This window comes from Ralstonia sp. 22086 (assembly GCF_052045975.1).
Taxonomy (GTDB): Bacteria; Pseudomonadota; Gammaproteobacteria; order Burkholderiales; family Burkholderiaceae; genus Ralstonia; species Ralstonia wenshanensis.
In genome coordinates this window covers 1,067,102-1,085,310 of the sequence record NZ_JBQEPZ010000001.1, presented here as the reverse complement: position 1 = coordinate 1,085,310, position 18,209 = coordinate 1,067,102, and the positions used below count along the sequence as shown (strand labels likewise).

Sequence of the window (18,209 nt, the reverse complement as noted above, 5' to 3'; positions counted from 1 at the left end):
CGTGTCAGCCGCCCGCCGCTTTCTTCGCTGCGCCCAGCACTTCCATCGGCAGCGGAAAGACAATCGTCGAGCTTTTGTCGCCGGCGATCTGCGTGAGCGTCTGCAGGTAGCGCAACTGGATTGCCTCGGGCTGCTGGGCCAGCATGCGTGCGGCTTCGAGCAGCTTTTCCGATGCCTGCAGCTCGCCTTCCGCGTGGATGACCTTGGCGCGGCGTTCGCGTTCGGCCTCGGCCTGGCGGGCGATGGCGCGGATCATCGATTCGTTCAGGTCGACGTGCTTGATCTCCACGTTCGCGATCTTGATGCCCCACGGGTCGGTCTGGATGTCGAGGACCTTCTGGATATCGAGATTGAGCTTTTCGCGCTCGGCCAGCATCTCGTCCAGCTCGTGCTTGCCCAGGATGGCGCGCAATGTCGTCTGCGCGAGCTGGCTTGTCGCTTCCAGATAGTTGGCCACCTGGATGATGGCGCGCTCGGGGTCGACCACACGGAAATACACCACCGCGTTGACCTTGACCGACACGTTGTCGTGCGAGATCACATCTTGCGGCGGCACGTCCATCACCACCGTGCGCAAGTCCACGCGCACCATCTGCTGGATGGCCGGCACGATGAGCACCAGCCCCGGCCCCTTCACGCGCCAGAAGCGGCCGAGCAGGAACACCACGCCGCGCTCGTATTCGCGCAGCACCCGGAACGACGAGATGACCAGCAGCACGGCCAGGAAGATCAGGCCGCCCGCGCTGAAGAAGCCATAAAGCATTTTTCTTCTCCTTATGAAGACGCGGCGACGGGGGCGACGGGTTCGACCATCAGTGTCAGCCCATGCCGGGCGATTACACGCACCTGATCGCCACGCGCGATGCCGCCGTCACAGCGCACGCGCCAGCGCTCGCCATGGATGCGCGCCCAGCCATCGCTGTCGGCATCGGCGTCCGGTGTATCGACGTCCACCACTTCGCCTGTCATGCCGATGAGCGTATCGCCGCCGGTCACGATCGGCCGCCGTCGCGCACGCACCGCCAGGCTGGAGAGCGCTAGAACAACAGTCAGGCTCACGAAGGCCAGTCCGATGATGAGCGGAAGCGGCACGCCAAAGCCAGGCGTTTGCGTATCGATCAGCATCACCGCGCCCAGCACGAACGCAACGATACCGCCCACGCCGAGCGCGCCGAATGTCGGCAGGAATGCTTCAGCCACCATACAACCCAGGCCAAGTGCGATGAGGGCGAGCCCCGCGTAGTTGATCGGCAGCATCTGCAGCCCGTAAAGCGCCACCACGATGCACACCGCGCCGAGGATGCCGGGCACGACCATGCCCGGCGTCGAGAACTCGAAGATCAGTGCATACACGCCCACCGTCAGCAGCAACAGCGCCAGGCTTGGGTCGGTAATGACGCCGAGGAAGTGGTTGCGCCAGTCGGGCTCCAGCGTGACGATCGTGGCCTCGGCTGTACGCAGCGTGATCACGCCGGCGGACGTGCGCACCGCACGGCCGTCGACTTGCTTGAGCAGATCAGGCAGGCTTGCCGCAACAAGGTCAATCACGTGCTGGCTGGCGGCCTCGGGTGCGTCGAGGCTGACCGCTTCGCGAACGGCGCGCTCGGCCCACTCGGCATTGCGACCGCGCAGCTGGGCCAGGCCGCGAATGTACGCCGCGGCGTCGTGCATCTGCTTGCGGGCCAGGGTGTCTTCATTGCTGGACGTGGCGGCTGGCGCGCTGGCCGGCTTGGCGCCTTCGCCGGGGCTGGGGGCGTGGCCGCCCATGCCGATCGCCACGGGAGAAGCTGCACCCAGATTCGTGGCCGGCGCCATCGCGGCAACGTGGCAGGCGTAGAGGATGTAGGTGCCCGCGCTCGCTGCCCGCGCGCCGCCGGGGGCCACGTAGCCTGCAACCGGCACGGGCGACGCAAGGATGGCTTGAATGATCTGGCGCATCGACGCATCGAGGCCGCCGGGCGTATCCATTTGCAGCACAACGAGCTGCGCTCCTTGATCGCGCGCCCGCTGCAGGCCGCGGATCACGTAGGCTGCGCTGGCCGGCCCGATGGCACCCGTTACAGGCAGCACCACGACCGGCGCGGCTGCCGCGGCAAGGCTGGTCCACACCGCGGCCATGACCGCTGGCAACCATCCCATCCAATGCCGCATCCGCAACGACGGTCGCATCTGCGCCTCCGTCCGTGATTGCTGCGCTCTGCCCGATCAGGCCGGCGGCGCAATCCCGATATCCGCTTTCAGTTTAGGCGGCAATGGCTTCGCGTGCGGTTGCACTTGCCGTTGGTTGCGGCTCGCTCAGCACCTGCAAGAGCGCCTGCAGGGCGGGGCCAGCCATGTCGCGATGCCAGGCTAGCAGTGTGTCGACACGGCCTGGCTTGTCCAGCGTGTGGATGCTGATTTCCGGCGCATTCGTGTACAGCTCGAGCACCGAGCGCGGCACCAGCGCCACGCCAATCCCGGCCGCCGCGCACGCGATGATGGCGTGGTACGAGCCAAGCTCCAGTACCCGCGACGGCACTACGCCATCTGCTGCAAACCAGTCTTCGATCAATTGCCGATAGGCGCAGCCGGGTTCGAACGCGAGCATGCCCGCGGTCTGCACGTCGGCGGCGCGGCGGATTGGCGGATGGGCGCGGTGAGCAATCAGTACCAGCTCTTCCGCAAATGCCGGCAGTGTGGTCATGGCGGCACGCGTGTTGTTCAGGCATGCCGTTTCGGCAACGAACGCGCAGTCGACTTCAAAGTTCGACAGCGCCTGGAGGGACTGGCGCGTGGTCATCGTTACCAGTTCAAGCTGCACGCGCGGCCAGCGTTGATGGAGCGTTGCCAGCAGGGCAGGAAGGCGGCTGGCCGCCGTGCTTTCCATGGACGCGATGCGCAGGCGCCCGTGCGGCTCCCGCGGCTGCACGGCCTGGCGCGCTTCGGCGGCCAGGCGGAGGATGTCGTCGGCGTAGGTCAGCAGGGTCTGCCCGGCGGGCGTCAGCACCATGCGCTTGCTTTCGCGCACAAATAGCTGCACGCCGAGCGAAGCCTCCAGCTGGCGGATGCGTGTCGTCACATTCGACTGCACGCGATTGAGCTGCTGGGCCGCTCGGGTGACACCACCTTCCCGCACCACCGTCCGGAAGATCTCGAGCGAGGACAGATCCATGATGTATCTCAAATGCTAATGGGTTTGTTCAATATAATTCATTTTTCAGGATGAACGGCCTTGCGTACGATGAAGTGCCGATTTCCTCATCCAGGCCTTCTCATGGAGCACATCCTGTCGTCTCCCTCAGCCTTGTCCGCCGCGCGTTTTCAGCGGGCCACCGCATGGCGCGTGGCGATTGCGGGCATGGTGGCGCTGTCCGTGGCGATGGGCATCGGCCGCTTCGCCTTCACGCCGATCCTGCCGATGATGCTTCACGACGGCAGCCTGACGCTGGCGCAGGGCAGCTGGCTGGCAACCGGCAACTACCTGGGCTATTTCGTTGGCGCGCTGGCCTGCATGGCCGTGCGCGGCGACGCGGCGCGGCTCATCCGCACCGGTCTGGTTGCGACGGTGCTGCTGACCGCCGGAATGGGCGTCCTGCAAGGGCAGCCTGCGTGGCTTCTGCTGCGCTTTGCGGCCGGCATGGCCAGCGCGCTGGTGTTTGTCTTTACGGCGGGCTGGTGCCTCCATCGACTGACCGAGCTGGGCCATGCGGCGCTCGGCGGCATCATTTTCTGCGGGCCGGGACTTGGCATCGCCATTCCGGGCTTGGCGGCCAGCGGCATGGTGGCGCTCGGCTGGCACGCAACGTCGGCATGGATTGCTTTTGGCGTGCTGTCGGCGCTGCTTTCGGCGGCGGTGTGGTCGACCATCCGGCCCGAAGCGCATGCGCATGCCGCTCCGGCGCGGGCTGCCTCCGGCACGGCACCCGGGCTGGATGCGCCCACCAGCGCGCTGACGCTTGCCTATGGCTTGGCTGGCTTCGGTTACATCATCACCGCCACCTTCCTGCCGGTGATCGCGCGCAAGGTGCTGCCTGCGGGTTCGGTCTGGCCCGATCTGTTCTGGCCGATGTTCGGTGCGGGGGTGGCGCTCGGGGCGTTTCTTTCCACGCGGATCAGCCTGGGGCGCGATAACCGGTCGCTGCTGGCCACGGCCTACGCCATGCAGGCGGTTGCCGTGACCATCAGCATTGTGTGGCCCACGGTGGCGGGGCTGGCGCTTTCCAGCACGCTGCTCGGCCTGCCGTTCACGGCGATCACGCTGTTTGCCATGCGCGAGGCGCGCCGGCTCTGGCCGCATGCCGTGCCGCGTCTGATGGGTCTGATGACTGCCGCGTACGGCATCGGCCAGATTGCGGGGCCGCCGCTGGCGAACCGCCTGTTTGCAGCCACGGGCGGCTTCAATGCATCGCTGGCGGTGGCAGCGGTGTCGCTGGTGGCGGGTGTGGCGACCTTTCTTGCGGTCAAGCGGACGGCCCCGGCGCGCGCGTGATGCGCGGCATGTGAAGGCGCGTACAACGCGGTCCGCGCGCCCGTTCTAGAATGCCTCCTCCATTGGAGGAGCCCCATGTCTTTTGCCTTGCGCCCCGATGCCGTCGTGCCCGGCGGCGAGATCAGCCAGGCCGAGCGGGCGGTGCGCGTCGATCTTGCCGCCGCGTATCGTCTGGCCGCGCTCAACGGTTGGGACGACCTCGTCTACACCCATTTGTCGGCCACCGTGCCGGGCGAGCCGGATCACTTCCTGATCAACGCGTTCGGCCTGGCGTTCGACGAGATCACCGCATCCAACCTCGTCAAGATCAATGGCCGCGGCCAGCTTGTCGGCGATTGGCCCGATGCAGCGACGCGTCCGTCCGTCAACGTAACGGGTTTTGCACTGCACGCCGCCGTGCATGCCGCGCGGCCCGACGCGCACTGCGTGATCCATCTGCACAATACGGCGGGCATTGCGGTGTCGGCGCAGAGGCGGGGGCTGCTGCCGCTGTCTCAGCATGCGCTGCGGTTTCACCGGCGCATCGCCTATCACGATTACGAAGGCCTTGCGTTCACGCCGGAAGAGGGCGCGCGCCTGACCGCATCGCTGGGCAACCATTTCGCCATGCTGCTGCGCAACCACGGCACGCTGACCATTGGCCGGACCGTGGCCGAGGCGCACGTGCTGATGGCCACGCTCATCAAAGCATGCGAGATTCAGATCCAGGCGCTGGCCGGCGGCGAGGTCGTCTCGCCCGCACCGGAAGTGGCAGATCGCGCGGCCGAACAGCTCGAAGATGGCGGCGCCATTGAAGGCGTGATCGAGTGGCCGGCGCTCTTGCGCAAACTGGATAAAATCGATGCCTCATATCGTGACTGACGCGACTGACCCAACCGACGCGACCGTCAAAGCGACTCACTTAACAGGAGACACCATGCCGACTTTCCACATCGAGATGTTCGAGGGCCGCAGCGTTGAGCAGAAGAGGAAGCTCGTCGAAGAAGTGACGCGTGTCACGTGCGAATCGCTGGGCTGCGCGCCGGGCGCCGTCGACATCATCATCACCGACATCAAGCGCGAGAACTGGGCCACCGGCGGCGTGCTGTGGTCCGAACAGAAGTAACTCTCTTCCACTTCCATTTGCCGGCCCGCCATGCAGCCCAAGCAGCATTTCGCCTCAGACAACTACGCGGGCTTCTGCCCAGAGTCTCTGAAGTATTTCCTGGAGGCCAACGGCAGCGGCCACGAGCCGGCCTATGGCGATGATTCGTGGACGCAGCGCGTGTGCGATCGCATCCGCGATCTGTTCGAGACCGATTGCGAAGTCTTCTTCGTCTTCAACGGCACGGCCGCCAATTCGCTGGCGCTGTCGTCGCTGTGCCAGTCGTATCACTCGGTGATCTGCCACGAGCTGGCGCACATCGAGACGGATGAATGCGGCGGTCCGGAGTTCTTCTCCAACGGCTCCAAGCTGCTGACCGCCAAGGGCGAGAACGGCAAGCTCACGCCGGACGCGGTCGAGGCGCTCGTCACGCGGCGCTCCGATATTCACTATCCAAAGCCGAAGGTCGTTTCGCTGACGCAGTCGACGGAAGTCGGCACCGTCTACACCGTGGACGAGGTGCGCGCCATTGCCGCGATTGCCAAGCGTCGCCAATTGCGCGTGCACATGGACGGCGCGCGTTTTGCGAATGCGGTGGCGTCGCTCGGCGTGCATCCGTCCGAGATCACGTGGCGCGCCGGCGTGGATGTGCTCTGCTTTGGCGGCACGAAGAACGGTCTGCCGGTCGGCGAGGCGGTTGTCTTCTTCGATCGCCGCCTGGCGGAAGACTTCGCCTATCGCGTCAAGCAGGCGGGGCAGCTGGCGTCGAAGATGCGCTTCATCTCGGCGCCGTGGCTGGGTCTGCTTGAAAACGATGTCTGGCTGCGCAACGCGCGTCACGGCAATGCGATGGCGCAGCTTCTGCATGCGCGCATTGCCGATGTGCCGGGCGTGCGCATCATGTTCCCGACCGAATCGAACGCGGTGTTTGCCGAGTTGCCGGTGCCTGCCATCGAGGCGCTGCGCGCACGCGGCTGGCGCTTCTATACGTTCATTGGCGCCGGCGGCTGCCGCCTGATGTGCTCGTGGGATGTGCAACCCGAGACGGTGGAAGCCTTCGCCGCCGATATTCGCGCAGCCTGCGCGCAGGCCACTTAATCGATCTGACTGCCATGAGCTTCGACTACCGCTTTTGTCCGCAATGCGCCACGCCGCTTGTCGAGCAGCACAATGCCGGCCGCCTGCGCATTGCGTGCCCAGCGCAGGACTGCGGCTTCGTGCACTGGAACAATCCGCTGCCTGTCTTGGCGGCGGTTGTCGAATATCGCGGGCAGATGTTCCTGGCGCGCAACGCGTTGTGGCCGGAAGGCATGTTCGCGCTCGTGACTGGCTTTCTCGAACGCGACGAGACGCCGGAAGAGGGCATTGCCCGCGAGCTGAAGGAAGAGACGAACCTCAATGCACAATCGATCTCGCTGATCGGCGTGTATGAGTTCATCCGCAAGAACGAACTGATCATCGCGTACCACGTGGTGGCCGATGGTGAGATCGCGCTGTCGGAAGAGTTGGTCGAATACCGCCTGAAGCCGTTTGAGAAAGTCCGCCCCTGGACGGCCGGCACCGGCTATGCCGTTGCAGATTTTCTGATGGCACGCGGCCTGCCTGTCAGCTATATCGACATCCGCACCGGCGAACCCGCCGAGCCGCCGCCGCGCCAGTGGCAGCCGACGCGGCTCGTTACAATCACGGAATAACTGATGCGAGCGGCACCGCGCCGCTTGCCCGGACCACTGAGGAAGACATGGAGTTTCAGAAGGAAATCGACGCGCGCGGCCTGAATTGCCCGCTGCCCATCCTGCGCACGAAGAAGGCGCTTGCCGACATGCAAAGCGGCGATGTGCTCAAGATTCTTGCTACCGACCCCGGCGCCACGCGGGACTTCCAGGCATTCGCCAAGCAGACCGGCAACGAGCTGCTGGAGCACAGCGAGCAGGACAAGGTGTTCACGTTCTACATGCGCCGCCGCTGATCTGGCAGCGCGTTCAATGACAACGGGGCGATCCGGTTTTGCCGGATCGCCCCGTTGTCATTTGGCGGCGAATCGCTTCGCGAATTCGTGTGGCTTACTTGCGTGCTTCCATCGCCATGCGCAGCGCCAGGCTGGTCAGCACGGTACCCATCAGGTAGCGCTGGACCGACAACCAGCTCGGCTTGCGCGAGAGGAACGCAGCGATGCTGCCCGCTGTGGCGGCGATCATCGAATTGACGGTCACGCTCACGCAGATTTGCGTGACCCCCAGGCAGACCGACTGCACCAGCACGCTGCCGTGCGCAGGCTCGATGAACTGCGGCAGCAATGACAGATACAGCACCGCCACTTTCGGATTGAGCATGCTGGTCAGCAAGCCCATCGTGTACAGCTTGCGCGGGCTGTCTACCGGCAGCTCCCGCACCTGGAACGGCGCCCGGCCGCCCGGTCGCACCGCCTGCCAGGCGAGATACAGCAGATAAATCGCGCCACCAAAGCGCAGTGCATCGTAGGCAAACGGCACGGCCATCAGCAACGCTGTGATGCCGAATGCCGCACACAGCATGTAGAAGACGAAGCCCGTGGCGATACCCGCCAGCGACACGAGCCCCGCGTTGCGCCCTTGGCAGATCGAGCGCGAGATCAGGTAGATCATGTTCGGGCCCGGCGTCAGCACCATGCCGAGCGCAACCAGGGCAAAGGTGAGCAGGTTGGTGAGGGTAGGCATGGCGGGCTCGATGTCAGCGGCAAGGATGAAGAGCTTGCAGGCTAGCACCCGTCATCAATCGCCCGACAGGTACAGAAAAACACAAATTTCGGCAATTCTGTATCGGTCCCGGGTTGTAACGCACAGACGACGGCGACGCGTGTTTCATTTTTTGATGAGGGCAGCCGAGAGGGCAGGGACGGCTTAGAGAATGCTGAACGATCGGTGGCCACATGCCATGCGTGCGTCATCGGCGTTGTTGAAGGTATGCCGCCCCCCATTTTTTTTGATCCCTCCATCCCCGTCCCCATGCATCTGCATTCCATCCTTTCCGCCATGTTTTTCATGGCGTTGCCGGCCCATGCCGAGTTGCTCATCAGCGAGTACGTCGAAGGCAGCTCGAACAACAAGGCCATCGAAATCTACAACCCGGACGGCGTGGAGGCCGATCTGTCGGTCTACAAGATCGAGCAGTACAACAATGGCGGCAGTACGCCCACCGCATCGTTTGCGCTCTCCGGCAAGCTGGCGCCGGGCGCCGTGCATGTGATGGCGCACAGCACGCTCGCCAGCGTGCTCGGCTCCCGCGTCAACCAGACGGCGGCGTTCTCCTTCAACGGCGACGATGCGCTGACGCTGACGCGTTCCGGTGTCGTTGTGGACCGCATCGGCCAGGTCGGCTATCAGCCGTCGTCAGGCTTCTGGGGTACGGCCAGCGCCGGCACGAAGGACCACACGCTGCGCCGCAAAGGCGCGGTAAAGCAGGGTGATACGGCAGCGACGGCTGCTTTCGATCCGTCCGCGCAATGGGATGCGTTCAACGTCGACGACTTCTCCGACCTTGGTCTGTACAACGGGCAGGGCGCTGTCACGCTACCGCCTGCCGTTGCAATGTGCGGCGCACCGGTAACGCACCTTGCGGATGTGCAGGGCGCCGGGGCCACTTCGCCGCTGGCCGGCGGGACCGTCGAGATCGAAGCCGTCGTGACCGCCGACTACAGTGGCGCCACAGGCTTTAACGGCTTCTTCGTGCAGCAACCCGATGCACAGCGCCGCAGACTGCCCGGCGTGTCGGAAGGGTTGTTTGTCTACGCGCCGGGCGTCACCGCCCGCGCTGGTGATCTCGTTCATCTCGTCGGCAAGGTCGAGGAAAAGTACGGCCAGACGCAGTTGACGCTGGCCACCAACGGCATCGCCGGTTGTGCCAGCGGCAACAGCGTGACGCCAGTCGACGTGACACTGCCCGTGGGTGATGCCAGAGCGCTCTCGGCATATGAAGGGATGCTCGTGCGCCTGCCGCAGACGCTGACAGTGAGCGAAACCTACGAACTCGGACGCTACGGCAGTCTGCTGCTCAGCAACGGACGCCTACCGCTGCCTACCAACGTGGCTCGACCCGGAGACGCCGCCGCGGCGCAGGCTGCAAGCAACGCGCTGAACCGCATCGTGCTTGACGATGGTTCCAACCAGCAGAATCCCGCCAACGTGCGCTATCCGGCGCCGGGCCTGTCTGCGGCGAACCCCGTGCGCGCCGGCTATACGGTGAGCGGTGTGCAGGGCGTGCTGGAAATGCGCTACAACGCCTGGCGCCTGCAGCCCGTGCCGGGTGCGGCTGCACCGGATTTCAACGCGGCCACGAACCCGCGCGCCGGTGCACCTGCACGCCACGCGCAGGCGGATGTGCGCGTGGCTTCGTTCAACGTACTGAACTACTTCAACGGTGACGGCAAAGGCGCTGGTTTTGATGATCCAACCAACCGCGGCGCCAAGACACAGGCCGAGTTCGAGCGCCAGGAAGCCAAAATCGTCGCCGCCATCCGCGCCATCAATGCCGATGTGGTCGGCCTGATGGAAATCGAGAACGACGGCTACGGTGACCTCAGTGCCATCCGCCGCTTGACGACCCAGCTGGGCGCCGACTGGCGCTACGTCGATCCGGGCGTGCCGAAGCTCGGCAGTGATGCAATCACGGTGGCCATCCTTTACAACAGCCGCACCGTGGAGCCTGTGGGGGTGCCGGCCACGCTGGCCATCGACAACAAGAACCGCCAGCCGCTGGCGCGCAGCTTTCGAACCATCGGCGGCGCGCAGAACTTCACCGTGGTCGTCAATCACCTGAAGTCGAAGAGCTGCTCCGGCGCAACTGGTAAGGACGCCGACCAGGGCGATGGCCAGAGTTGCTGGAACCCCACCCGCGTGCGCGCTGCCGGCCTGATCGCCGACTGGCTGGCAACCTCGCCGACCGGCGTGGCGGATGTCGGCAAGCTCCTCATCGGTGATCTCAACAGCTATGCCAAGGAAGATCCCGTTGCGCTCCTTGCCGACAAGGGCTATGCCGACATGGTGGCCAAGTTCATCGGCAAGGACGCTTACAGCTATGTGTATGGCGGCGAATCCGGCTACATCGACCATGCGCTTGTCACTTCAGGCCTTGCCGAGCGCGTGCGCGCCGTGCACGAGTGGCACATCAATGCCGATGAGCCGATTGCGCTGGAATATGCGTTCGCATACAAGAGCGCCGAGCAGCAACTGACGCTCTACGCGCCGGATGCGTACCGGTCTTCCGACCACGATCCGGTGCTGGTCGACATCGCGCTGGATACACAAACCACAGGTGGCGGCACAAGTCCGGAAGGCGATGCGGCGGCGGGTGGGGCCACGGGCAGTCCAGGGGTGGGGGGTGCCGGTGCGGTGGATCCCATCCTTGGGCTCGCACTGGCGGCCGCTGCCGTAGCCCTGGCGCGGCGCCGCCCGTGTCTGGCTTGAGCGCCCGCGTTCTTCCTCGGGCGACGTGCTGCAGCTCCATCACCATTCGAATCGCATCCGTGTGTTTGCTGACCGTTCGACACGGCCTTAAGGCAGTTTCCGACCATCCGGTTCGGGACTGAATTAAGCTTGTGGACTGGCAGATCGGCAATATCACGAACGCGACGTGCCGATGCAATCGATTCCGATATGGCGACTGGGGATGCTGTGAAGAATGTAGCGGCGATAGTGCGCACGCTGATCCTGGGTGCATGGCTGGCGCTGATGTCCGGGGGCGCCCACGCGGCCGCAACGTCGCTGTTCACGCCGGAAGAGCATGCCTGGATTGCCGCGCATCCGGTGGTGCGTACCTGCGTGAATGCACATTGGCGGCCATTCGAGTTTGTCGAAGGCGGCAAGGTGGTCGGCATCGTTCCGTCGTTCCTCGATGCGGTTTCGGAGCTGAGCGGGCTGCGCTTTGAATATGTCGATGGAGCGTGCTGGAAAGGCTCCATCGCAGCGTTGAAGTCCGGCAGCATCGACATGTTGCCCGACTGGAGCAAGAACTATGACACGGTGCCATACCGAGATGGCTTCATTGCGAGTACGCCGTACTACGTCGGCACAATCACAATCGTCACGGCCGAGCGTGAAAACCTGTTTGCCGGCTTCCCGCAGTTGGCCGGCAAGCGCATCGCAATCAAAGGCGGCGGCGGGCTCGAACTTGCAATTCGCCACAGCGATGTACCCGTAACGTTGCTGACGTTTCAGGACGAGTCCGATGCGCTGGATGCCGTCGCAAATGACGAGGCGGACGCTGCCCTCGGGACTGACGCGTCAATCCTTCCGCAGTTGAATCGCCAGTTCAAGGGTCGACTTTTTCTCTCGGGAAGCATCTGGGACCGTCCATATGCGCTGACGATGGTCACGCGCGAAAACAACGCCGTGCTGGCGTCGATTCTCGATAAGTCGCTGACCGCAATTCCGGCATCCGATGCCGATGCCATCCGGCACCGCTGGCAAGAAACAACGGATTACGGCGCGCCGTCGCTTGCTTCGATCCTGCATTACCGCTGGCGGCAGGTCGCCCTTGTCGGCGGTGTTGTGCTGGCGTTCGCGGTGCTGGCGTACGTGCTGTGGCGCGCGCGCGTCGCTGCCGTGCGCAGTGAGCGCGACAAGGCCATGTTTCTCGCGTTCATCAGCCACGAAATCCGCACACCCATGCACACCATTCTTGCGTCGCTGGAGTTGTTGCAGCGATCACAGCTGACTGGCGAGCAGGCAAACCGTGCGAATGCAGCGGTCTCGGCATCGGAAACCCTTCTGGCGCTGCTCGACGATGTTCTCGAATACTCGCGCCTCGAATCGCGCAGTGTGACACTCGCGCCTCGGTCAACCGAGATCGGGCCGTGGGCCGAGCAGACGCTCGACATGGTGCGTTGGCGTTCGGAAGAGAAGGAACTGGCGCTGTCCCTCGATCTTGCATGCGCCCGCGATTTCAGCGTAGAGATCGACCCCATGCGCGTGCGGCAGATCGTCCTGAACCTGTTGGTAAATGCGATCAAGTTCACCGCGGCCGGCAAGGTGGTTCTGCGCGTCGATTACCTGCCGCGCAAGCGTCGTGGCAATGGCACGCTCGTACTCGAGGTCAGAGATACGGGCATGGGCATTCCCGCGGAGCGCCAGCGGAACATCTTCGAGCCTTACGCACGTGTGGAAAGCCCGGGTAATCGCGGCGCGAGCGGCAGTGGGCTCGGCTTGTCGATCTGCCGCGAACTGGTCGACCTGATGAGCGGCGTGATCACCGTCAGCAGCAGCCCCGAGGTCGGCACGGTATTCACGGTCATGTTGCCGGTGCGCGAATCGCACCCGGAGTCCGCATCGCAGGGTGCACCGGGAGACTCGTCGGCCGGCGCGCAAGCGACATCTTTGCGTCGGCCACACAAGCCGTTGATGCCGGAATCGAAGGATGGGCCGCTAGTCCTGGTCGTCGACGATCACGAGGCGGTGCAGCACGCGATCCAGCATCAGCTTGATGCGCTGGCTTGTCGCTCGGCCATTGCTGGTACGGGCGAAGCGGCGCTCGAACAGTTTGTGTCGACAGCGTTTGACATGGTGCTGCTCGACTGCAATCTGCCAGGCATCGACGGCTATACCGTTGCGCAGCGCATGCGCGAGATCGAACACCAGCGCGGCGCCGAGCGGACCCCGATCGTGGCCATTTCTGCCGCAGCTGACGATGCGCATCGCATGCGCTGTTTCGACAGCGGCATGGACGGTGTCCTCGGCAAGCCGCTGCGTCTGGCCGCATTGCGTGAGCTGATCGAACTTTGGTGTGGCCATGGCGATTCCCACTCCCACACGGTGCCGACGGAGCATGAGGTGGCGCCGACGGCGGACGTACTGGCAATCTATCGACAGACCATGAAAACCGACCTTGAGATGCTTGCCCAAGGCGTCGCACTTCGGAAGATCGACCAGGCACGTCGAGCGGCGCATCGCATTTCCGGCGCCGCCGCCGTTGTGGACGACCTGCAAACGCGTCAGGCGGCAAGCGAGTTGGAGCGGCATCTTTCACAGGCGTCCAGTGACATCACCGCAGACGCGCAGGCGCTTCTGGCTCAGCTCCAATCGCTACACCCGACGGACGGCGCCGACACCTGAGCCTGCCCCCCAGAGCGAACCTCGCTCCGATCCTACATCCCCACAAATGCGTTGTACGCCTCGCCTGAGGCGACATGGAGCCTCTTGCGGCTCCGATTCTTGGTTCTACAGCGCACCTAGCGAGCCGCTGCGTTCGCAACGAGAAAGCCTTCGCGCCCGATTGGCGTAAGGCGACGTGCCCGCAAAAGCACGAATCCGACCGCTTTTTCAGAACAGTCTGATATGGCCCAGCCGCCACGCTTGGAATACTTGCGCCTGCCTTCTTCGATAGGCATTTGTTCTCGACCAAATCCAGCACGTTCGTGCCGCGGATTCAATCTAAGGGTAAGTCAATGAAAGCAAAACTGTTCCTGGCTGGCGTCGCCATGTCTACGCTGTCGGCCGCCGCAATGGCCCAAACGACGCCTACGTCGGTGGATGGAGTCATCAATTTCCAAGGCACGATCCTGAGCGACACCTGCAAGGTGTCCTCGCTCGCCGGCGATGCAGGCACCATCAACGTCGACATGGGCACCATTGCTGCCGATGACATCGGTACGCTGACCGCACCGAAGAACCTCGCCAACGGCGCTGGCTCGGCCAACATTGACGTGGTCTGCAAGACGGGCGCCAAGGTCAGCATGAAGTTCGCCGGCAAGACGGCTGAGCTGAGCGCAGACAAGAAGACGCTGCGCGTGAACAACGGCAACACCGCCGCAGGCTTCGCACAAGGCGTGAGCATTGCCGTGTACGAAGGTACGGGCGCTGGCGCAAACGCGTTCGACCTCAGCGCCGGCAACCTGCTGGCACAAACCACGGTGCCGTCGACCGGTGGCGCAGTCAACGTGCGCTTCGCCGCGGCCTATGTGGCTGCAGACCCGACGAAGATCAAGCCGGGTATCGCCAACGCCAGCCTGCCGTTCACGCTCACCTACGAGTAAGCGTAAGACAAGCGCCAGCCAACACGGCTGGCTTCAATCGGCAGCGGTCATTACGCCGCTGCCGTCTATTTCTTCACAGGCTATTCCGGATATGAAAGCAAAACGATGCGCCGTTGGCGCGGCGTTGGCGTGCGCGTTGGCTGCGTCCGCGAGTCACGCCAGCATTTCCCTCAGCACCACGCGGCTGATCTTTGACGGCAAGAACAAGGAAACCTCCGTGGTCGTCAACAACGACGGTGGCGATGCATTGATCCAGGCGTGGCTTGATCCGCTTGATGAAGGCGCACACGGTCAACTGCCGTTTGCCATCACCCCGCCGCTGGCCAAGTTGGCAGCAAAGCAGCAGCAAATGCTGCGGGTGCTGTACGAAGGCGTGGGTATGCCGACAGATCGTGAGTCGGCCTTCTGGTTGAATGTACAAGAGGTTCCGCAGACAGCCCACAACGACAACGTATTGCAACTGGCTGTCCGCCAGCGCATCAAGGTGTTCTATCGGCCGGCTGGTTTGAACGCGGACCCCCAGAAGGCTCCGGCCAGCCTGCAATGGCAACTCAACCAGGATGGTGGCAAGGCGATGCTGCGTTTGAGCAACCCGAGTCTCTACCACGTCACCGTGGTGGACGCAAAGGTACACAGCGGCAGCGCAGAAGAACCCGTCATCGACGCGAAGATGGTTGCCCCCGGCGCCACGGTGGCGTTGTCCGTGAAGTTGCCGGCCAACACCACCGTGCCGGAGCTGCGCTACGACGTCATCAATGACTACGGCGGCCGCCAAAGCTACCGCGTCACTTTGCACGGCAGTCAGCCGAGCACACCGGTTTCTACCGGCAATTGATTGAGCCGGCCGCCAGCCGGTTCGATTGCGCCAGCCCGCCTGGGCTGGATAAGCCCGCGCCAACCGTAGCGGAGCTTGCCTATGTGACAGCCCCCCGATTCACCAAGCCAGAAGCGAGCATTGCGATGTCTACCCGCCAGACGACCAAAGCGGTCTCCAGAAAGACCAATGGAAAAGCGGCTGCTGCACGCCCGAGCGCAACGCCGCTCTACCTGGCCGTGTGTCTTGCGATGATGAACAGCGCGCGGGCCGCCGAAGGAGAGACGCTCGTTGCGCAGGCAGATCCAATGCTGCTTGCGTACAACACGAGCTTTTTGCACGGCCAAGGGCGCCCGGCGGACCTGAGCGCCGTGCTCAGTTCCGGCAGCAGCGTGCCGCCTGGCACCTATCGGGTCGAGGTTGAAGTCAACGGCAATCTGGTGGGCCGCCGTGATATCGACTTTTATCAGGACAGTGAAAAAACGCAGCTCCGCCCATGCCTGACAGCCAAGATGCTGCACGACTTCGGCGTCAATCTGAGCAGCGTGACCCCGCCGCTGGACATCAATAGCCAGGCGTGCCTTGATCTGCCACACGTGATGGATCAGGCCTCAGTCGATTTCGACGCCGGCCGACTGCAGCTGAATCTGAGCGTTCCGCAGGCATTTCTCTCGCGTGCAGCACGTGGCTACGTGGACCCGGCTCTGTGGGACGAAGGCGTAACAGCTGGCTACGTCAATTACCAGTTCAGCGGCAACTACGGCCACACTCGCATTGGTAGCGACAGCAGCAGCTATTTCATTGGCCTGCAGAACGGCGTGAACATTGGCCGTTGGCGACTGAGAAACGAGTCCACGGTCAGTGGAAGCAACAGCGGCCAGACCCGCTTCAAGAGCAACCGCACGCTGGTGCAGCGCGACGTCGATGCCATCAAGGGCCAATTGAGTCTCGGCGAGCAGTACTCCGATTCAACGTTGTTCGACAGCGTGCGGTTTCGCGGGGTGCAAGTCGGCTCCGACGATGCCATGCTGCCCGACAGCGAGCGTGGTTACGCGCCGGTGGTGCGCGGACAAGCCGCTACCAATGCGGTGGTCGAGGTACGTCAGAGTGGCTATGTCCTCTATCGGGCCAATGTCCCGCCTGGCCCATTCCAACTCACCGATATTTTCCCGTCCGGCTCCAACGGCGATCTTGAGATCACCGTGATCGAAGCCGACGGCAGCAGGCGCGTCACGCACCAGGCGTTTTCAAGCCTGCCGTTGATGCTGCGCAAAGGGCGGCTCAAGTACAACTTTGCCGCCGGTAAATACGATGGCGAGCAGGGCCCGTCGCCCAATCTTGTCAGCGGTTCGCTCGTCTATGGACTGACTGATAACAGTACGGTAGCTGGGGGCTTGCAGGTATCAAAGGACTTCCAGGCAGTGAACGTGGGTGTCGGCACCAACACACCCATTGGCGCGCTTTCCGTCGATGTGACCCAATCCACCAGCCGGGTGCGCGGTAAGCGGGACACCGGGCAGAGTGTGCGGGTTCTGTACGCCAAGACATTTACCAGCACTAACACTAACTTCACGCTTGCTGCCTATCGATATTCGACGTCCGGTTACCGCACCTTCAACGATCACGTCAACGATCTCAGTAGCACCGCAAGCAATGGTTGGGTCAACGGCCTCGGCTTTCAGTCCGGGCGCAGTCGCTCACGTATTGACCTGACGACCAGCCAGGACCTGGGTGGCGTGGACCGCCGATACGGCAGCGTTTACTTGAACGTCAGCCAGCAGACCTACTGGAACCAGCCCGGGTCGAGCCGCAGTCTTAGTGTGGGTTATGGCAACAACTGGAAACAGTTGAGCTACAACCTCAGCCTGAGCCAGACGAAGGACACCCGGTTTAGCGGAAACGGCAACAGCACGCAAATCATGCTGACGATGTCGATTCCGCTGGGTGGCAAGCTGCGGTCGGGGCGTGCGTATACCAATATCAGTAATAGCAATAACGGCGGCACCAATGTCCAGAGCGGTCTGAGCGGCTTTGTCAACGAGAAAACCTCGTATGCCATGCAGGCCGGTTACACCGGCAGTGGACGCGGCGCCACCGGCGGGGCAAGCATCACCCGAGACACCGACATGGGGCAGCTCAACGCCAACGTGAACGTTGCACGCGACTACCAATCGACTAGCGTTGGCGCCACAGGCTCTGTGGTGGTCCATCGCGGCGGCGTCAACTTGAGCCGCACCGTGGGAGATACCTTCGCGCTGATGAAGGTGGAAGGGCTCAAGGGCGTGGACGTGAAGACCGATGCTGGTACCTCGGTCGGCCGCAACGGGTACGCAGTGATCACCTATGCGCAGCCGTATCGCCTGAATGCGCTGAGCCCCGAGACGCATAACCTGGGTGCGGATGTGGAACTGGAGGACACCGTCAAGCAGGTGGTGCCGCGCCGCGGCGCGATCGTGCAGGCGACCTTCAAGGGTTACAGCGGCCAGCGCGCCCAGTTCGCACTCCAGCAGGCGAATGGGACGCCGGTGCCTTTTGGCGCGAGCGTGGAAGACGCACAAACCGGCAGGCACCTCGGCATCGCAGATCCGAACGGGAATGCATTTGTGCTGCTCAATCAGGAACAGGGCACCTTGTCGGTGAAGTGGAAAGACAACCAGTGTCAGGCGCCTTATGCGTTGCGCCAGGCTGAACCCGGACGGAACTACCAGAGGCAGACGCTGCGCTGCCGATGAGGTCGGGCAGGCGTAACGTCATCGGTCTTGACGATCTTCAGTTGCCACCGCTGCCGGCCTCGACACTAAGTGCCGCAATTAAGGCAAGGTAAGGATGGGCACCGCGA

General features: G+C 63.6%; 15 protein-coding genes. 11 read left to right on the top strand and 4 right to left on the bottom strand.

Translation table 11 applies throughout. From position 1 onward, the window contains the following. Window positions 1–4 precede the first annotated feature (4 nt). The 3 genes from ACTJK6_RS05060 to ACTJK6_RS05050 all read right to left on the bottom strand — a co-directional run bounded on the left by ACTJK6_RS05060 (window position 5) and on the right by ACTJK6_RS05050 (window position 3,151). Window positions 5–763, bottom strand: coding sequence for a slipin family protein (locus tag ACTJK6_RS05060; RefSeq protein WP_232042267.1), 759 nt, complete (start codon window positions 761–763; stop codon window positions 5–7). Window positions 764–774: 11 nt separating this feature from the next. After that, window positions 775–2,169: an NfeD family protein gene (locus ACTJK6_RS05055; RefSeq protein WP_440838455.1), complete on the bottom strand. Its 1,395-nt coding sequence runs from the start codon at window positions 2,167–2,169 to the stop codon at window positions 775–777. A 73-nt stretch (window positions 2,170–2,242) separates the two neighbouring features. After that, window positions 2,243–3,151 carry a LysR family transcriptional regulator gene (locus ACTJK6_RS05050; RefSeq protein ID WP_433866647.1) on the bottom strand — a complete coding sequence of 303 codons (909 nt, stop codon included), beginning with the start codon at window positions 3,149–3,151 and terminating at the stop codon, window positions 2,243–2,245. A gap of 102 nt (window positions 3,152–3,253) precedes the next feature. Here ACTJK6_RS05050 and ACTJK6_RS05045 point away from each other — a divergent pair, with 102 nt between their 5' ends. The 6 genes from ACTJK6_RS05045 to ACTJK6_RS05020 all read left to right on the top strand — a co-directional run bounded on the left by ACTJK6_RS05045 (window position 3,254) and on the right by ACTJK6_RS05020 (window position 7,521). After that, entirely contained in the window at window positions 3,254–4,468 is a 1,215-nt protein-coding gene (locus tag ACTJK6_RS05045) for a YbfB/YjiJ family MFS transporter (RefSeq protein ID WP_440838454.1), read from the top strand. A gap of 75 nt (window positions 4,469–4,543) precedes the next feature. Further along, entirely contained in the window at window positions 4,544–5,329 is a 786-nt protein-coding gene (locus ACTJK6_RS05040; RefSeq protein ID WP_322016346.1) for a class II aldolase/adducin family protein, read from the top strand. A 55-nt stretch (window positions 5,330–5,384) separates the two neighbouring features. Then, window positions 5,385–5,573 (top strand): 4-oxalocrotonate tautomerase, encoded by a 189-nt coding sequence (locus ACTJK6_RS05035; RefSeq protein ID WP_004629375.1) that lies wholly within the window; start codon window positions 5,385–5,387, stop codon window positions 5,571–5,573. Window positions 5,574–5,603: 30 nt separating this feature from the next. After that, window positions 5,604–6,650, top strand: coding sequence for a threonine aldolase family protein (locus ACTJK6_RS05030; protein ID WP_232042272.1), 1,047 nt, complete (start codon window positions 5,604–5,606; stop codon window positions 6,648–6,650). Between the two features lie 14 nt (window positions 6,651–6,664). Continuing rightward, complete coding sequence (locus ACTJK6_RS05025) at window positions 6,665–7,246, top strand: NUDIX hydrolase (protein WP_232042273.1); 582 nt, start codon at window positions 6,665–6,667, stop codon at window positions 7,244–7,246. Between the two features lie 47 nt (window positions 7,247–7,293). Next, a complete protein-coding gene (locus ACTJK6_RS05020) occupies window positions 7,294–7,521 on the top strand; it encodes a sulfurtransferase TusA family protein (RefSeq protein ID WP_024976289.1) in 228 nt (75 codons plus the stop codon). A gap of 94 nt (window positions 7,522–7,615) precedes the next feature. Here the strand turns inward: ACTJK6_RS05020 and ACTJK6_RS05015 are convergent, their stop codons facing one another. Further along, complete coding sequence (locus tag ACTJK6_RS05015; protein WP_252693189.1) at window positions 7,616–8,248, bottom strand: LysE family translocator; 633 nt, start codon at window positions 8,246–8,248, stop codon at window positions 7,616–7,618. Window positions 8,249–8,536: 288 nt separating this feature from the next. Between ACTJK6_RS05015 and ACTJK6_RS05010 the strand changes: the two genes are divergently transcribed. The 5 genes from ACTJK6_RS05010 (at window position 8,537) to ACTJK6_RS04990 (ending at window position 18,102) form a co-directional block, all read left to right on the top strand. Then, window positions 8,537–10,993, top strand: coding sequence for an ExeM/NucH family extracellular endonuclease (locus tag ACTJK6_RS05010; protein WP_440838453.1), 2,457 nt, complete (start codon window positions 8,537–8,539; stop codon window positions 10,991–10,993). Between the two features lie 189 nt (window positions 10,994–11,182). Continuing rightward, window positions 11,183–13,636 (top strand): ATP-binding protein, encoded by a 2,454-nt coding sequence (locus ACTJK6_RS05005; RefSeq protein WP_440838452.1) that lies wholly within the window; start codon window positions 11,183–11,185, stop codon window positions 13,634–13,636. Window positions 13,637–13,968: 332 nt separating this feature from the next. Next, window positions 13,969–14,556: a fimbrial protein gene (locus ACTJK6_RS05000; protein WP_260802823.1), complete on the top strand. Its 588-nt coding sequence runs from the start codon at window positions 13,969–13,971 to the stop codon at window positions 14,554–14,556. Continuing rightward, window positions 14,480–15,391, top strand: a complete 912-nt coding sequence (locus ACTJK6_RS04995) for a fimbrial biogenesis chaperone (RefSeq protein WP_440838451.1) — start codon at window positions 14,480–14,482, stop codon at window positions 15,389–15,391. Before ACTJK6_RS05000 ends, ACTJK6_RS04995 begins: the two co-directional genes overlap by 77 nt. Window positions 15,392–15,516: 125 nt before the next feature. Further along, window positions 15,517–18,102, top strand: a complete 2,586-nt coding sequence (locus ACTJK6_RS04990; protein ID WP_440838450.1) for a fimbria/pilus outer membrane usher protein — start codon at window positions 15,517–15,519, stop codon at window positions 18,100–18,102. The last annotated feature ends 107 nt before the right edge of the window (window positions 18,103–18,209 follow it).

What these genes read in the sequence shown, in the direction of transcription:
- ACTJK6_RS05060 (WP_232042267.1), bottom strand. Translation starts at nt 763, where the DNA reads ATGCTTTATGGCTTCTTCAGCGCGGGCGGCCTGATCTTCCTGGCCGTG.
- ACTJK6_RS05055 (WP_440838455.1), bottom strand. Translation starts at nt 2,169, where the DNA reads ATGCGACCGTCGTTGCGGATGCGGCATTGGATGGGATGGTTGCCAGCG.
- ACTJK6_RS05050 (WP_433866647.1), bottom strand. Translation starts at nt 3,151, where the DNA reads ATGGATCTGTCCTCGCTCGAGATCTTCCGGACGGTGGTGCGGGAAGGT.
- ACTJK6_RS05045 (WP_440838454.1), top strand. Translation starts at nt 3,254, where the DNA reads ATGGAGCACATCCTGTCGTCTCCCTCAGCCTTGTCCGCCGCGCGTTTT.
- ACTJK6_RS05040 (WP_322016346.1), top strand. Translation starts at nt 4,544, where the DNA reads ATGTCTTTTGCCTTGCGCCCCGATGCCGTCGTGCCCGGCGGCGAGATC.
- ACTJK6_RS05035 (WP_004629375.1), top strand. Translation starts at nt 5,385, where the DNA reads ATGCCGACTTTCCACATCGAGATGTTCGAGGGCCGCAGCGTTGAGCAG.
- ACTJK6_RS05030 (WP_232042272.1), top strand. Translation starts at nt 5,604, where the DNA reads ATGCAGCCCAAGCAGCATTTCGCCTCAGACAACTACGCGGGCTTCTGC.
- ACTJK6_RS05025 (WP_232042273.1), top strand. Translation starts at nt 6,665, where the DNA reads ATGAGCTTCGACTACCGCTTTTGTCCGCAATGCGCCACGCCGCTTGTC.
- ACTJK6_RS05020 (WP_024976289.1), top strand. Translation starts at nt 7,294, where the DNA reads ATGGAGTTTCAGAAGGAAATCGACGCGCGCGGCCTGAATTGCCCGCTG.
- ACTJK6_RS05015 (WP_252693189.1), bottom strand. Translation starts at nt 8,248, where the DNA reads ATGCCTACCCTCACCAACCTGCTCACCTTTGCCCTGGTTGCGCTCGGC.
- ACTJK6_RS05010 (WP_440838453.1), top strand. Translation starts at nt 8,537, where the DNA reads ATGCATCTGCATTCCATCCTTTCCGCCATGTTTTTCATGGCGTTGCCG.
- ACTJK6_RS05005 (WP_440838452.1), top strand. Translation starts at nt 11,183, where the DNA reads ATGGCGACTGGGGATGCTGTGAAGAATGTAGCGGCGATAGTGCGCACG.
- ACTJK6_RS05000 (WP_260802823.1), top strand. Translation starts at nt 13,969, where the DNA reads ATGAAAGCAAAACTGTTCCTGGCTGGCGTCGCCATGTCTACGCTGTCG.
- ACTJK6_RS04995 (WP_440838451.1), top strand. Translation starts at nt 14,480, where the DNA reads ATGTGGCTGCAGACCCGACGAAGATCAAGCCGGGTATCGCCAACGCCA.
- ACTJK6_RS04990 (WP_440838450.1), top strand. Translation starts at nt 15,517, where the DNA reads ATGTCTACCCGCCAGACGACCAAAGCGGTCTCCAGAAAGACCAATGGA.